The 14,021-nt window shown below is 73.9% G+C and carries 12 protein-coding genes; 5 read left to right on the top strand and 7 right to left on the bottom strand.

The genetic code is table 11. The features are described 5' to 3' along the window. The first annotated feature begins 184 nt into the window (after positions 1 to 184). Complete coding sequence (locus ABD198_RS19190; RefSeq protein ID WP_344003169.1) at positions 185 to 976, top strand: hypothetical protein; 792 nt, start codon at positions 185 to 187, stop codon at positions 974 to 976. A gap of 157 nt (positions 977 to 1,133) precedes the next feature. Here the strand turns inward: ABD198_RS19190 and ABD198_RS19185 are convergent, their stop codons facing one another. Beyond that, on the bottom strand, positions 1,134 to 1,973 hold the full coding sequence (locus ABD198_RS19185) for a GntR family transcriptional regulator (protein ID WP_344003166.1): 840 nt from the start codon (positions 1,971 to 1,973) through the stop codon (positions 1,134 to 1,136). 215 nt (positions 1,974 to 2,188) lie between these two features. On the opposite strand from ABD198_RS19185, the gene ABD198_RS19180 reads away from it, so the two are divergent. Both ABD198_RS19180 and ABD198_RS19175 read left to right on the top strand, forming a co-directional pair. Continuing rightward, positions 2,189 to 3,037 (top strand): (2Fe-2S)-binding protein, encoded by an 849-nt coding sequence (locus ABD198_RS19180; RefSeq protein WP_344003163.1) that lies wholly within the window; start codon positions 2,189 to 2,191, stop codon positions 3,035 to 3,037. 242 nt (positions 3,038 to 3,279) lie between these two features. Beyond that, a complete protein-coding gene (locus ABD198_RS19175) occupies positions 3,280 to 4,326 on the top strand; it encodes a DUF2637 domain-containing protein (protein ID WP_344003160.1) in 1,047 nt (348 codons plus the stop codon). A gap of 118 nt (positions 4,327 to 4,444) precedes the next feature. Here ABD198_RS19175 and ABD198_RS19170 read toward each other — a convergent pair whose 3' ends face one another. Both ABD198_RS19170 and ABD198_RS19165 read right to left on the bottom strand, forming a co-directional pair. Next, a complete protein-coding gene (locus ABD198_RS19170) occupies positions 4,445 to 4,918 on the bottom strand; it encodes an ATP-binding protein (protein ID WP_344003158.1) in 474 nt (157 codons plus the stop codon). Positions 4,919 to 5,149: 231 nt separating this feature from the next. Beyond that, positions 5,150 to 5,779 carry a hypothetical protein gene (locus ABD198_RS19165; protein WP_344003155.1) on the bottom strand — a complete coding sequence of 210 codons (630 nt, stop codon included), beginning with the start codon at positions 5,777 to 5,779 and terminating at the stop codon, positions 5,150 to 5,152. A gap of 314 nt (positions 5,780 to 6,093) precedes the next feature. Between ABD198_RS19165 and ABD198_RS19160 the strand changes: the two genes are divergently transcribed. Next, entirely contained in the window at positions 6,094 to 7,779 is a 1,686-nt protein-coding gene (locus ABD198_RS19160) for a helix-turn-helix domain-containing protein (RefSeq protein WP_425580508.1), read from the top strand. A gap of 71 nt (positions 7,780 to 7,850) precedes the next feature. On the opposite strand, the gene ABD198_RS19155 is transcribed toward ABD198_RS19160, so the two are convergent. Next, positions 7,851 to 9,593: a pyruvate dehydrogenase gene (locus tag ABD198_RS19155; RefSeq protein WP_344003152.1), complete on the bottom strand. Its 1,743-nt coding sequence runs from the start codon at positions 9,591 to 9,593 to the stop codon at positions 7,851 to 7,853. A 28-nt stretch (positions 9,594 to 9,621) separates the two neighbouring features. Next, positions 9,622 to 11,301, bottom strand: a complete 1,680-nt coding sequence (locus ABD198_RS19150) for a protein phosphatase 2C domain-containing protein (RefSeq protein WP_344003149.1) — start codon at positions 11,299 to 11,301, stop codon at positions 9,622 to 9,624. Between the two features lie 153 nt (positions 11,302 to 11,454). Here ABD198_RS19150 and ABD198_RS19145 point away from each other — a divergent pair, with 153 nt between their 5' ends. Further along, positions 11,455 to 11,937: a DUF456 domain-containing protein gene (locus tag ABD198_RS19145; RefSeq protein WP_344003146.1), complete on the top strand. Its 483-nt coding sequence runs from the start codon at positions 11,455 to 11,457 to the stop codon at positions 11,935 to 11,937. Between the two features lie 43 nt (positions 11,938 to 11,980). On the opposite strand, the gene ABD198_RS19140 is transcribed toward ABD198_RS19145, so the two are convergent. Beyond that, the gene (locus tag ABD198_RS19140) at positions 11,981 to 12,475 is read right to left on the bottom strand and encodes a methylated-DNA--[protein]-cysteine S-methyltransferase (RefSeq protein ID WP_344003143.1); all 495 of its coding nucleotides are present in this window, start codon (positions 12,473 to 12,475) and stop codon (positions 11,981 to 11,983) included. Beyond that, complete coding sequence (locus ABD198_RS19135) at positions 12,475 to 14,013, bottom strand: bifunctional transcriptional activator/DNA repair enzyme AdaA (protein ID WP_344003140.1); 1,539 nt, start codon at positions 14,011 to 14,013, stop codon at positions 12,475 to 12,477. Before ABD198_RS19135 ends, ABD198_RS19140 begins: the two co-directional genes overlap by 1 nt. Positions 14,014 to 14,021 lie beyond the last annotated feature (8 nt).

Raw genomic sequence — 14,021 nt, 5'->3', positions numbered from 1 at the left:
GCCGAGGGGCGCGAGTGATCCAGCGCGCCACCCGGCCCGCTTCCGCGTTCCGGGTTCTCGCCCCACGACTTTGTGAAATCCTTCACCCACCCTCTTGGCCGAGCCACGTTGTTCGTGCTGAGATGCGGCCACCACTCAACAGCTCGATGGCGTGCTCGGGGAGGGCAACGTGGCGCATACCGCCATGTCTGGTAACGGAACGACCGCCGGTGACGATCCCCTCCAGACCGCGGTATGGCGGCTGCGCTCGCGCGCCTGCTGGGCCGACGCCGCCGCCATGATCACGCCGACCACTCCGGCCGCCGCCCTGCAGCGGGCGTCCCTGCTGGTGGAACGGTGCCTGTACACCGAGGCCGGCTGGGAGGAGGCGGAGGACGCGCTGCGCACGGCGGAGGCGATGGCCCACACCGACGACGAGCGGGGGGCAGCCGCTTGTGAACGCGGATACTTGGCCTATGCGGCGACCCTGTTCCAGGTCCGCGACCGGGCCGACGAGGCGCGGGCGGCACTCGGCAGGGCGGCGGCGCTGATCGCGCCGGAGGCGGCGGGGAGGGCGCTGCTGGACTTCCGGCGGGGGCTGATCGCCGAGAACCTGACGCGGTCGCCGCAGGCGGCGCGGGCGGCGTACCGCCGGGCGCACGCGGGGGCTGCGGCGCATGCGGACCCGCTGCTGCTGTCGGCCACCTGGCGGCACCTTGCGGGGCTGGCGTTGCGGGAGGGGGAGTTGGCGGAGGCGCGGCACGGGTTCGCGGAGTCGCTGCGGATCCGGGAGGAGCTCGGGTACCTGGTCGGGACGGCGCCGGCGCTGGTGTCGCTGGCGGAGACGGAGGAGGAGCCGGAGGCGTCCAGGTTGCGGGAGGAGGCGCGGCGGTTGTTCCGGCTGCTGGGGGGTGTGCCGACGTGGCTGGCGGGGCAGTTGGGACGTGCGTCATCGCCGGCGCGGGTGCCTCCGGCGGAGGGGGCGGCGAGCGCGTAGGGGGTGGTTCCGGTGAGGGACCGCGTGCGGGTGCGTGGGGGTTGCTCGCGCAGTTCCCCGCGCCCCTGAGGGAGTTGCGGCCGGGCGGGGTCGAGTCGTGCCGCAGGTTCCCGCGCCCCCTGAGGGAGTTGCAGCCGGCCGGAGTTGTCAGGTGACGTCAGCGGGCGCCGGTGAAGTGTTCTTCCACCAAGGCCCGTATGAGGTCGGCGTCGCCGGCGATCAGGGCGTCGAGCAGGGCCGTGTGTTCGTGCGCGTCGGCTATGAGGTCGGCGCGGCTGTGGGCGCCGGGGGCGGTGCCGACCAGGGGCCACTGGGCGCGGCGGTGCAGGTCCTCGGCGATGCGGACCAGCTGGTCGTTGCAGGCGAGGGACAGCACCGCGCGGTGGAAGGCGCGGTCGGTCTCCGCGTAGGTCGCCCGGCAGCCGGAGCAGGCCGCGCGGACCGTCGCCTCGGCGAGGGGCCGTAGCTCGGCCCACCGCTCGGCCGGGACGGTGCGGGCCAGCCGCAGCATCACCGGGACCTCGATCAGCGCCCGGACCTCCGCCAGCTCGGCCAGCTCCCGGCGGTCCCGCTCGACGACCCGGAAGCCCCGGTTCGGGACGACCTCGACCGCGCCCTCGAGCGCGAGCTGCTGCATGGCCTCGCGCACGGGTGTCGCGGAGACGCCGAACCGCTCGCCGAGCGCGGGCGCCGAGTACACCTCGCCGGGCCGCAGCTCCCCGCTCACCAGCGCGGTGCGCAGCGCGGTGAGGATCTGCTCCCGGACCGAGGTGCGCTGCACCGCGGGCCGGGCGGGCCGCACCGGTGCCGGTTCGCTGTGGGTGTGCTCGCCGCGTACCGCCGTGTCGTGGCCGGGTCCGGCCGACTGCGGCGGCTCGGTCCGGCGTTCGGGCCCGCGCTGCCGGCAGGCCCGGTCAACATCCTCGCGTCCCGGCTGGGCGGGCACCCGCGCGCGGCGTATGCCGGGCTCGGCGGAGCCCTGGGTGCCCTGCTTCACGGGGTCCTCCTGACGGCGACGGAGTAGGCGATGGAATGGACTGGGCGGCGGACGTGTCGGTACTTGGGGTCATTACGGCGGGTTGCTGTCCGTCCGTCAAGCACCCTAAGCGACCGGCCCGCCGGTTCACATCTCACCGAGTTTGGGTAAGGTGAGCCTTACCTTGTCCGGCTCGTGCAACGACTCGGTCCCACGACATGTGAATGGGTGGTCCCATGCCTGTGCCCGGTTCGGCCGTCGCGGACGCCTATGACCGCCTGGCCGCGGCCTTCCCGGCCCTCGCCGTCACCGAGCTCCGTGCGGGCGAGGAGGCGCCGGCCGGCGGCGACTGGGTCTCCGCGTCCGAGCTCGCCGAGGGCGGTGCGGGCCTGGAGAGGTTTCTGCGCTGGGACGACAGCCAGGTGCGGCGCGACTACGGCATGCGGGCCCGCCCCGACGTGGTGGCCGGCTTCGGACTGCACCGCTACGCCTGGCCCGCCTGCCTGCTGATCACCGTGCCGTGGTTCCTGCTGCGCCGGGTGCCGCGCTACCCCGTGACGCATGTCTCCTTCGACCGCACCGCACCCGGCCTCGCCGTCGGCCGCATGGCGGTGCGCCCGGCCGGCTTCGCCTGCCTGCCCGGCGATCCGGCCGCGGACCTGCCCGGCGCCCGCGTCGTCCCGGACGAGGACGCGCTGCGCGCCGAGGTGCGGGCGGCGGTCTCCGAGCACCTCGAACCCGTCCTGACCGGTTTCGGCCCCCGGATGCGGCGGCGCGGCCGGGCCCTGTGGGGCATGGCGACCGACGAGGTCGTGGAGAGCCTGTGGTACGTGGCCCGGCTGCTCGGCGAGGAGGAGCGGGCGAGGCGCGAGCTGGAGTTGCTGCTGCCGGGCACGACCAAGCCGTACGTGGGTGCCGCGGCCTTCCGCCCCACGACCGGTCCGGCGGGTGAGCCCGCGCACACCCGCGACCGGGTGAGCTGCTGCATGTTCTACACGCTGCGCCCCGACGAGGTGTGCGCCACCTGCCCGCGCACCTGTGCGACCCAGCGGACGGCGCCACGGGAGCTGGCGAAGGCCGGCTGACCCTCCGGACGGCTTCCCGCATCACCGCGCCCACCGCAACCACCCGCCGCACGAACCACTCGTACGGTCACAGTTATTCGAACGCAACTGCCGTAGTTCAAGCGGGAGTTCGAGTCTCGAGGCGTCTGGGACGGCCCCTTGCCCCTCCTTGGCGGCCTGTTGCCCCGAAACCCCCTGAGAGCTGTGGGGATTGGGCCACTATGACGGGCGTTACGCCCTATCCCAATGCAAGGGACCCCTAGATGAGACTGACCGACATATCGCTGAACTGGCTGCTTCCGGGCGCCGTGCTGCTCCTGGGCATGCTGGCGGCGGTGGCGGTGCTGGCGCGCGGCAAGCGCTCCTCGGTCAAGGACACGAGCGTGGACGACTCGTGGGAGCGCAGCGAGGAGCGCCGCAGGCGCAAGGAGGCCATCTACGGCACCGTCTCCTATGTCCTGCTGTTCTGCTGTGCGGCAGTGGCCGCGGCGCTCTCCTTCCACGGCCTGGTCGGCTTCGGTGAACAGAACCTCGGCCTGTCGGGCGGCTGGCAGTACCTCGTCCCCTTCGGCCTGGACGGAGCGGCCATGTTCTGCTCGGTGCTCGCCGTGCGCGAGGCCAGCCACGGCGACGCGGCGCTCGGCTCCCGCATACTCGTGTGGACGTTCGCGTTCGCGGCGGCCTGGTTCAACTGGGTGCACGCGCCCCGCGGTGCCGGGCACGCGGGCGCCCCGCACTTCTTCGCGGGCATGTCGCTGTCGGCGGCGGTGCTGTTCGACCGTGCGCTGAAGCAGACCCGGCGGGCGGCCCTGCGCGAACAGGGCCTGGTGCCGCGTCCCTTGCCGCAGATCCGTATCGTGCGCTGGCTGCGGGCTCCCCGGGAGACCTACCGGGCCTGGTCGCTGATGCTGCTGGAAGGCGTGCGCAGTCTCGACGAGGCGGTCGAGGAGGTCCGCGAGGACCAGCGGCAGAAGCAGGACGCCCGCCGGCGCAGGCGGGAGCAGGAGCGGGTGGAGCGGGCCCAGCTGAAGGCCATCAGCCGCGGGCACCGGGGTTTCGTGGGCCGCGGCGGGCGTCAGCTGGAGACGGCGACCGCGACCGTGGAGCGCGACGACGAGGTGGTCACGGCGGAGCCTGCCATATCCGCGCCGGAGCCCCTGCCCATGCGCACGCGGCCCTCCCTCCAGCCGGTGCGCGGCACCACTGACGCGGTGACCGTGGATCTGACGGCGGAGGACGACACACAGGCGCTGCCGCGGCTGGACTCCCTGGAGCGCAAACTCAAGGACCTGGAGCAGCAGTTCGGCTGACCACGTCCGCGCACCGCGGGTTCGCGTTCCGCATCTCTGTGCGCGCGCATCCCTGCTCCGTCCCGTACGGCCCTGCTCCGTCCCGTACGGCCCTGCTCCGTCCCGTACGGCCCGCGTCTCAGGCGGCGTCGGCGCCGAGTTCGAACCAGACGGCCTTGCCCACGGCGTGCGGCCGTACCCCCCACTGATCGGCCAGGGACTCCAGCAGAACGAGGCCCCGGCCGTGCGTACCGTCGCCGGCGCCCGGTACGCACGGCCGGGGCTCGCGTGCCACGAAGTCCCGCACCTCCACGCGCAGTCGGCGCGGCCCGACGGTGGCCGTCAGGACCGCCTCGCGGTCGGTGTGCACCAGGGCGTTGGTGACCAGCTCGCTGGTGAGCAGCTCCGCGATCTCCGAGCGGCCGGGCCGGCCCCAGTGCCGCAGCAGCTCGCGCAGCGCCCGGCGGGACTCCGGCACCGCCCTCAAGTCGGCGCACCCCAGTCTGCGCCGGAGCTGGGCCGCCGGGCCCCGCCTTCCACCGGGCTGGTCCTGCCCCTTTCTCACCGAGGATCCGCCCGTGCCGGGCCTGCCCTCTCGCACCTGACTCGTCATGACCCCCCGTCCGTGTGCCGTTCGGCTCCCCCGGCGTCTCGAACACGTACACGGGAATCCATGCCCCGTCGGCAGGAGGGCACGCATGTCCGGGTGCTCACGGCCGGTTGTTGGCCGAAGTGCGACGGCGACCGGTCTGCGCGGGGTCGTCCTCCCGACCCCCGTGGCGGGAGGACGGCCCCGGCTTCTCGTGGTGGTGGTGGGGGGGGGTGTGCGGGTCGGTGGAGCTCGTCAGTAGAGCTTGTTGACGGCGGTCTTCGTCGTCTTCTTGAAGGCGGCCACCGGCGCGTCCCCGAAGTCGCCCATCTGGCCCCAGCCGACGATCGTCACGGTCCGTCCGTCCCGGCCGACGGACAGCAGGTTGATGTCCATGGCGCCGTAGGAGCTCTTCGTCTGCAGGCCGTAGACCTTGGCGCCCTCCTCGACCTTCAGCGCGCCGTAGTAGCGGCCCTCGGCCTCGATGTCCGGGTACTGCCGCTCCAGCCGGTCCGCGCAGGTGCGGATCTCCTTGGCCAGGCGGTCGGCAAGCGCCTTGCCCTTGGCGGCCGAGCCGGTGACGGTGGTGACCTGCACGGCCTGGGTGTCGAGGTCGGTGTGGAAGAGGCGGTGCCGGTAGTCGTAGGCGGGCACGCCCTCGCCCAGGCAGTAGGCGAGCTGCTCGGGGAAGCCGTCGGTGACGGGGCCGGCGGTCCAGCCGGAGGACGGGTGCGGCGGCAGCTGGGACGCCGAGAGGAACCGCGGCTCCTTGCTCTTGGCCGAGGCGGCTCCGGCCGGTGCGGTCAGCGCGGTGAGCGCGGCACCGGCGGCGAGCGCCGCGACGGCAACGGTGGCGAGAGCCCTGGCCCGGTTGCGGTTGGTCATACGTGTCCCCGTACGGAGTGCGTGGATGGATGGAAATGACCGCGGCGCGAGGTGCGGGGACCGTAGGGTCCCCGTGGTGCGCGGGCCGGGGGCACCGCGACGGACCGGATGGTCCGTCCGGCGGCCGCCGGTGCGGTGCGGTCCGGTGCCATGAGCATCGGACGTCCCGTGCGGCCGGTGCAAGCACCGGTGGCGTTCCGGCGGGCATGGAACCATCCCAGCCCGTCTGACGTGCAGATATATGGGGTGCCTGGGATGCCGTCCCAGGCGCTGAGGCCCCGCGAACGAGTGAACATGAGGCGACGAGAGGCAGGGTGACGGTGTCGGCACAGGGCGGCGGCCAGGACGAGGTGGCCGGCTTCGCGGCGCTGCTCCGGGAGCTGAAGGAACGGACGGACCGCAGCTACGGCTCGCTGGCCCGCCGCCTCGGCATGAACACCTCCACCCTGCACCGCTACTGCTCCGGCGAGGCGGTCCCCGTCGACTTCGCCCCCATCGAACGCTTCGCCGCGCTGTGCGGGGCGAGCGCCGAGGAACGCCTCGAACTCCACCGCCGCTGGCTCCAGGCCACGGCGGCCCGCCGGCGCCCCCGGGGCAACGGCAGGTCGGCGACCGCCGCTCCGCAAGGTTCGGGCGGTGCGGACACGGCCGAGGCGAACGACCGACAGCGCCCGGACACGGAGTCGAAACCGGCCGGCGGGCCGGCCCACGCTGCGCCGGAGGCAGACGCACCGGCCACGGACCGAGCGGAGAGGGCAACCGACCTGGCGGAGGAGGCAACCGACCTGGCGGAGGAGGCAACGGACCGCCCGGAGCCGGCACCCGACGCCCCCTCAGAGCAGACGAGCACCCGTCCCCCAGCGGGCCCCGAAATCTCCACTACCGACCCCGCAGACGCATCTGCCTCCGACGCACCAACCCCCCACACCGCGAAGGACACCGGACACGTCCTGGACGGCGGTGTGGTGCGCGGCCCTCTCACCCCCGCCACCCGCCGCCCGCCGTCGGAGGCTCCCGCATCGCCGGCCGGCACCGCTCCCGGACGACGCTGGTACCGCCGCAAGCGCATCCTCGTCGCCGCCGCCTGCGCCGTGCTCGCCGTGGTGGGCAGCCTGTCCGCGCTGCCCGACTCCGGAAAGCGCCCGGCCTCCCAGGACGTCCAGGCCACCGGTGAGCCGACGACCGGCGGCGTTGCGACCGGCCCACAGCGCGGCCGGCCGGAATCGCCCTCCTCACCGGCCTCCGGCTCCCCCACCAAGAACTCCTCCGCCGACCCGGACACCAAGGACGGCGAGCGCGGCTCAGGTGCCAAGCCCTCCTCCCCCGGCTCCAAGGACGGCGGGGCCGCCCCGAACGCACCCGGCGCGGACACGGCCGGCCCGCCGCTCGTCTGGACCCTCGACTCCCATGTGTGGGAGGGCGGCTGCGGGCACGACTACGTCATCGGCAAGCCACCGGCCAAGGTCCCGCCGCCGCCCGCCGCGCAGGACGCCCCCGCCTGGGCGGCCGCGCAGGGAGCGGTGCACGGCGGGAAAACGCGGGTGGAGGTGTCCGTCCAGGGCAAGTCCGAGGCGGCGGTCGTGCTGACCGCGCTGCGGGTCCGTGTCGCCGGCCGGTCCAAGCCGGTGGCGGGCAACGCGTACGGCATGGACCAGGGCTGCGGCGGCGCGCTGACGCCCCGCTACTTCGACGTGGACCTCGACAAGGACCGGCCCATCGCCCGCGCGGTCGCCGGGAACGACGCGGGCACCCCGATCCCGGCCGTGCGCCTGCCCTACCGGGTCTCCTCCAAGGAGCCGGAGGTACTGCTGGTCACCGCCCGCACCGGCACCTGCGACTGCCGCTGGTATCTGGAGCTGGACTGGTCCTCCCAGGGCCGCACCGGCACCGTCCGCATCGACGACCGCGGCCGCCCCTTCCGCACATCCGCCATCACCGGCCTCCCCCACTACGAGTACGACACCCTGAACCGCCGCTGGCGTCTGCGTGAGGACTCCTAAGGCCTTTCGTTTGGATCAGCCTGCGGGAATCGCCGGCGCCTTGTCAGCACCGGTGAGCGGGACGACAGGCCCTAAGGCCGGGGCACGTTGCGCAAATTGGAGCGGGCCATCTGGAGCATGCGGCCTACTCCGCCGTCGAGGACGATCTTGGAGGCGGAGAGAGCGAAGCCGGTGACCATGTCGCGGCTGATCTTGGGTGGGATGGACAGGGCGTTGGGGTCGGTGACGATGTCGACGAGGGCCGGGCCCTTGTGCTTGAACGCGGACTTCAGGGCCCCGGCGAGGTCCTTGGGCTTCTCCACCCGGAGTCCGAAGGCGCCGCAGGCCCGGGCGACGGCGGCGAAGTCCGGGTTCTTGTTGGCGGTGCCGTGGGACGGCAGCCCGGCGACCAGCATCTCCAGCTCGACCATGCTGAGGGAGGAGTTGTTGAAGAGGATCACCTTCACCGGCAGGTCGTGCTGGACGAGGGTGAGGAAGTCGCCCATGAGCATGGCGAATCCGCCGTCGCCGGACATCGACACGACCTGACGGCTCCGGTCGGTGAACTGCGCCCCGATCGCCATGGGCAGCGCGTTCGCCATCGAGCCGTGGGAGAAGGAACCGATCACCCGGCGGCGGCCGTTGGGCGAGATGTAGCGGGCGGCCCAGACGTTGCACATGCCGGTGTCGACGGTGAAGACGGCGTCGTCGTCGGCGAGTTCGTCGAGGACGTAGGCCGCGTACTCGGGGTGGATCGGCACATGCTTCTCCACTTTGCGCGTGTACGCCTTCACCACCCCCTCCAGCGCCTCCGCGTGCTTCTTCAGCATCCGGTCGAGGAAGCGCCGGTCGTCCTTGACGCGGACCCGGGGGATCAGACAGCGCAGCGTCTCCCGTACGTCACCCCATACCGCGAGGTCCAGGCGTGAGCGGCGGCCGAGGTTCTCGGGCCGGATGTCGACCTGGACGATCGGGATGTCGTCGGGGAGGAAGGCGTTGTAGGGGAAGTCGGTGCCGAGGAGGATCAGCAGGTCGCACTCGTGGGTGGCCTCGTAGGCGGCGCCGTATCCGAGCAGACCGCTCATTCCGACGTCGAAGGGATTGTTGTACTGGATCCACTCCTTGCCTCTGAGGGCGTGGCCCACGGGGGACTTGATGCGCTGGGCGAGTTCCATGACCTCGGCGTGTGCGCCCTTGGTGCCGCTGCCGCAGAAGAGGGTGACCTTCTCGGCCGCGTCGATCATGTCGACCAGCCGGTCGATCTCGGCGTCGCCGGGGCGGACGGTCGGCCGGGCGGGGACGAGGGCGGACGTCGCGGCCTGCTCCGGTGCGGGCTGGTCGGCGATGTCGCCGGGCATGGAGACGACGGCGACACCGGAGCGGCCGATGGCGTGCTGGATGGCGGTCTGCAGCAGCCGGGGCATCTGCCGCGGGCTGGAGATCAGCTCGCAGTACTGGCTGCACTCCCGGAACAGCTGGTCGGGGTGGGTCTCCTGGAAGTAGCCGAGCCCGATCTCGCTGGACGGGATGTGGGAGGCCAGGGCGAGGACCGGCGCCATGGAACGGTTGGCGTCGAACAGGCCGTTGATGAGGTGCAGATTGCCGGGCCCGCAGGAGCCCGCGCAGGCGGCGAGCCGCCCGGTGATCTGCGCCTCCGCGCCGGCGGCGAAGGCGGCGGTCTCCTCGTGCCGGACGTGGATCCAGTCGATGGCGGGGTTACGGCGGACGGCGTCGACGACGGGGTTGAGGCTGTCGCCGACCACCCCGTACAGGCGTTTGACGCCCGCGCGGGTGAGGATGTCGACGAACTGTTCCGCGACGTTCTGTTTGGCCATGGAATCCATGAATTCACATGGCGGACGCTCACGCCTCCCAGACGGCCACAGCCGTACGGTCGTCGGCGTAACCCTTGACCCGCACCTGGGTGTCGGCCAGGAACGCGGCGAGGCCGGGCGGTTCGGGGCGGGACCACCGGCCGGCCAGGTGGGCGCGCAGTTCCTCCTCGCCGCGCAGGGGTTCGGCGAACCCGGGGCCGCACATCAGCAGGGTGTCACCCGGACGGGCTATCGAGGTGCGGAAGCGGAAGGGCTCCCGCGGTGGTTCGGGGGCCGGTTCGTAGGACCGGCCCGGGGGTGTCGGGATGCCGAGGTCCATGGTGAGGCGGTCGCCCTCGGCGGTCTCGGAGGGCGGCGAGCCGAAACCCACCACGGGCCCGCCCTTGACCTTGACCTCGCTGACCTGCGGTTCGATGTCCTGCCAGATCCCGTCCCGGAGCCGGAACAGCCCGCCGGGCCCTACGCCGAAGAAGACCCGGGTGCGGCACTCGGGGTCGGCGGGCAGGAGCAGGCAGCGCAGAGTCGCCGCGTACTCCTCCGGTTCGAGCCCCTGTTCGGCGGCACCGGCGCGGAGCCGGCCGAGGCTGCGGTCGGTGAGCCGTTGCAGCCCGGACTTCAGGTCGCCGCGCCGGGCGGCTCTTATGTCCTCGACGAGCCGGGGGTGACTGCGGCCCACGGCCCTGCCGATCCACCGGCAGGCCTCGGCGGCGGCGCGATGCGCGAGCGGCGCGGTCCGGGCACCGGTCGCGACGGCGACGAGCAGCAGCGCGTGCTCGCCGTTGCCGAAACGGGCGGTGAGCAGGGCGTCCCGGCGGGGCTCGCCCCGGTACCGGGCGGAGTCCCCGCGCACGGAGGCCGCCCGTAAGGTGCACGCCCCGTACCGGGCGCCGTCCAGGACGGTGTCCGGTACGAGGTCGTCCAGCCGCTCGGGATCGGCGGCGGGCAGCGCGGTGGGCTCGGGGTCGTAGGTGGGCGGCCGGGAACCGACGTAGGCGCGGGCGGGGGGTGGCGCCGGCGCCGCGCCTGGGGGCTGGGCGTCGCGGGGGTCGGTGCGCGGGTCGGTGCGCGGGTCGGTACGGGGGTCGGTGTCGGTTCGAGGGGGCGTTCGGGGGTCGGTGCCGGGTTCGGCGCCGGAGGGGGCAGGGTGGGGCGCGTCCTGGGGTGAGGGCTGCGGTGCCTCGGTGGGCGGTGACGGGGGCGGCGCCTGGACGGGCGGGGCGTCAACCGCGTCAACCGTGTCGGCCGCGTCAGCCGTCTCGGACGTGTCGTGGGGCAGCCCCAGGGCCTGCTCACCGGCTGACGAGGCATCGCGGGGCGGGGCGTCGGACGGAGCGTCGGGCGGAGTGGAACCCGGTGGTGCGTCGGCCGGTGCCGCCGGTGCCGCCGGGGGCGCCGGGTCGGAGGGGCCGGAGGAGGGAGGCGCAGGGGGAGCGGAGGTGAGAGGGACGGTGGGGTGGGTGGTGGTGGAGGTGGGGGACAAGGGTTCCCAGGGGGTGCACGGCGGGGGCAGCGGTGGCGTGCTCTGCGGGGGCGACGGGGCCGCCTGCTGCGGGGGCGGGGGGCCGTTCAGGGTGACCTTCGCCGAGGCGAAGCGGTCGTCCAGGGAGTCGGGGGCCGGTGTGGCGCCCGTGTCGCCCGTGGAGTCGTCGTACAGCTGCGCCCACCAGTCGTCCTCGGGGCCGGTGGGCCTTCCCCCCTGCTGGCTCATGCCCTCAATTGTCCACCGCACAGCCCCGATGAAAACGGGGCATCCGGAAAATCCCCGCCCCTCCCCCGGCCAGGGCCCACACGCCGGGTGACGGCCGGTACAGCTGTTCGTCGCGGTTCTGCGCCGCCCCTCACCCTCCTGCACCCTGGACAGATGGGAGCGTGGGAACTCCTGCTGGCCGGACTGGTGATCCTGTTCGGTCTGTGCGGAGTGCTGCTGCCCGGAGTGCCGGGGTCGTGGCTGGTCTGGGCGGCGGTCATGTGGTGGGCGCTGAAGGACCCGCGGCCGGTCGCCTGGTGGGTGCTGGTGGGCGCCACGGCGGTCCTGCTGCTCTCCCAGGTGATCCGCTGGGCGCTGCCGCCCCGGCGCCTGCGGCCCACCGGCGACGACGCCCGGATGATGACGTACGCCGGGGTCGGCTCACTGACCGGGTTCGTGCTGCTGCCGGTGGTGGGCGCGATCCCCGGGTTCCTCGCCGGGATCTACCTCTGCGAGCGGATCCGTCTGGGCCGCCACGGCGAGGCGATGGCGTCGCTGCGCACCACGATGCGGGCGGGCGGCTGGAGCGTGCTGACGGAGCTGTTCACCTGCCAGCTGATCACCGCGGCCTGGCTGGGTGTGGTCTTCTGGGGCTGACGGCGGTGAGGGCGGCAGCGGGGGCGGAGGCGGGGATCCGCTCTCAGACCGCCCCCTGCAGCACCCCCTCGTGCGTCAGCAGCCGCGCCTTGTTCTCCAGGCCGCCCGCGTACCCGGTGAGGGAGCCGTCGGCGCCGATCACGCGATGGCAGGGGCGGACGATCAGCAGCGGGTTCGCCCCGATCGCACCGCCGACCGCCCGCACGGCGGCCCTCGGCGCGCCGACCCGCGCCGCGATCTCGCCGTAGGAGGTGGTGGCCCCGTAGGGGATGGCGTCGAGGGCGGCCCAGACCTTCTCCCGGAAGGGCGTGCCGGTGGTGCGCAGCGGCAGCCGGAACTCCTTGAGGTCGCCGGCGAAGTAGGCGCCGAGCTGCTCCTCGGCCTCGCGGAAGGGGCCGGAGTCCAGCCGCCCGCCGGGCGGCACGGCCGGGGCGTTCCTCTGCCCGGGCAGGGACAGCGAGGTCAGCTCGCCTTCGGGACCGGCGGTGAGGAGAAGCGGCCCGAGGGGACTGTCGAGGGTCGTCCAGTAGGTGGTCATCAGTGCTCCGGTGCGGTGGTCGCGGGGTCGGTGGTCGCGTGTTCGATGGCCGTGCGATCGGCCGCCGCGGACTCGGTGGCTGCGGGCTCGGCTGCCGCGCGCAGGTGGCGGAAGGCGTAGGAGCGCCAGGGGCGCCAGCGGTCGGGGACGTCCCGGCCGGGGGGCGGCACGTCGGGGTCGCCGAGGGCGCGCATACGGATCTCGGCGATGGTGGGGCCGTCCATGCCGGGCAGGGCGCGCAGGGCGGCCACGGCGGCGTCCCGGTCCGCGCCGGGGTCGAGGCGCAGGGCGCCGTCGGCGAGGGCGGCGGTGAGGGCGCCCAGGGGGCCGTCCGGTTCCGCGCCGGCCAGGACGGCAGACTCCGGGAACAGGTGGGTGAGGCCCCCGCAGGGGGCGTCCAGCGCCTTGCCGTACCGCTGGACCAGCCGTGCGGCCTCCTCGCGGCCCACCAGTGCCCGTACGGCCAGTTCCTCCGGGTCGGCGGCTCCGGGCGAGCGCACGCCGGGCCGGGCGGCGACCAGCGGGGCGAGGTCGGGATCGGCGCCGAGGCGTTCGTCGACGGCGTACGGGTCGGCGTCCAGGTCGAACAGGCGGCGCAGGCGCTGCACGGCCGTGGTGAGGTCGCGCGGGTCCGTGAGGTGGATGCGGGCCTCGAGCCAGCCTCCGGGCCGGGAGCCGGACGGGGCGCGTCGGTTCCGGTCCGCCCCGCGGGGCTCCTCGACGGCGGCGATGCCGGTGCCGCAGGGCAGGCGCAGCGTGCGCCGGTAGGTGCGGGCCCCCCGCTCTCCGCTCACCTCCTCGACGCCGGGTACGGCCTCCCGTTCCAGCAGGTCGAAGACGGGACCCGCGCGGTAGGGGCCGCGGTGGGCGAGGCGCAGCGGGACACCGGCCCCGGGAGTCGCCCGCCGCGTCGTCCGGCCGGGGCTTCTCGGCGCTGCTGCCCGCAGTTCGCTGGGCGTGGCCGCGTAGACGGCCCGGATGGTGTCGTTGAACTGCCGCACGCTGGCGAATCCGGCGGCGAAGGCGATCTCGGTGATCGGCAGGCCGGTGGTCTGCAGCAGGACCCGCGCGGTGTGCGCGCGCTGCGCCCGTGCCAGCGCGACCGGCCCGGCGCCCAGCTCGGCGGTGAGCTGCCGCTGCACCTGGCGGGGGCTGTAGCCGAGCCGCGCGGCGAGTCCGGCGACGCCCTCGCGGTCCACCACGCCGTCGGCGATCAGCCGCATGGCGCGGCCGACGACGTCGGCGCGCACGTTCCACTCGGGGGATCCGGGGACGGCGTCCGGCCGGCACCGCCGGCAGGCCCGGAATCCGGCGCTCTGCGCGGCGGCGGCGGTCGGGAAGAAGCGCACATTGCGCCGTCGCGGGGTGACCGCGGGGCAGCTGGGCCGGCAGTAGATGCCGGTCGTCTCGACGGCGAAGAAGAACACGCCGTCGAAACGCCCGTCGCGGCTGCGCACCGCCTCGTACCTGCTGGTTTCGTCCGTCACAGGGTCCAGTTTCCGCCATGCGGGAGCCCGCGGCTGGCGGAAATCGGACATGGACGTGG

This window comes from Streptomyces thermocarboxydovorans (assembly GCF_039524635.1).
Taxonomy (GTDB): domain Bacteria; phylum Actinomycetota; class Actinomycetes; order Streptomycetales; family Streptomycetaceae; genus Streptomyces; species Streptomyces thermocarboxydovorans.
This window is presented reverse-complemented; position numbering and strand designations above follow the sequence as displayed.

Bases quoted from the DNA above. Each gene is read 5' to 3' on its own strand.
- ABD198_RS19165 (WP_344003155.1), bottom strand. From the start codon at position 5,779: ATGACCAACCGCAACCGGGCCAGGGCTCTCGCCACCGTTGCCGTCGCG.
- ABD198_RS19135 (WP_344003140.1), bottom strand. From the start codon at position 14,013: ATGTCCGATTTCCGCCAGCCGCGGGCTCCCGCATGGCGGAAACTGGAC.
- ABD198_RS19170 (WP_344003158.1), bottom strand. From the start codon at position 4,918: ATGACGAGTCAGGTGCGAGAGGGCAGGCCCGGCACGGGCGGATCCTCG.
- ABD198_RS19150 (WP_344003149.1), bottom strand. From the start codon at position 11,301: ATGAGCCAGCAGGGGGGAAGGCCCACCGGCCCCGAGGACGACTGGTGG.
- ABD198_RS19155 (WP_344003152.1), bottom strand. From the start codon at position 9,593: ATGGCCAAACAGAACGTCGCGGAACAGTTCGTCGACATCCTCACCCGC.
- ABD198_RS19180 (WP_344003163.1), top strand. From the start codon at position 2,189: ATGCCTGTGCCCGGTTCGGCCGTCGCGGACGCCTATGACCGCCTGGCC.
- ABD198_RS19140 (WP_344003143.1), bottom strand. From the start codon at position 12,475: ATGACCACCTACTGGACGACCCTCGACAGTCCCCTCGGGCCGCTTCTC.
- ABD198_RS19190 (WP_344003169.1), top strand. From the start codon at position 185: ATGTCTGGTAACGGAACGACCGCCGGTGACGATCCCCTCCAGACCGCG.
- ABD198_RS19175 (WP_344003160.1), top strand. From the start codon at position 3,280: ATGAGACTGACCGACATATCGCTGAACTGGCTGCTTCCGGGCGCCGTG.
- ABD198_RS19145 (WP_344003146.1), top strand. From the start codon at position 11,455: ATGGGAGCGTGGGAACTCCTGCTGGCCGGACTGGTGATCCTGTTCGGT.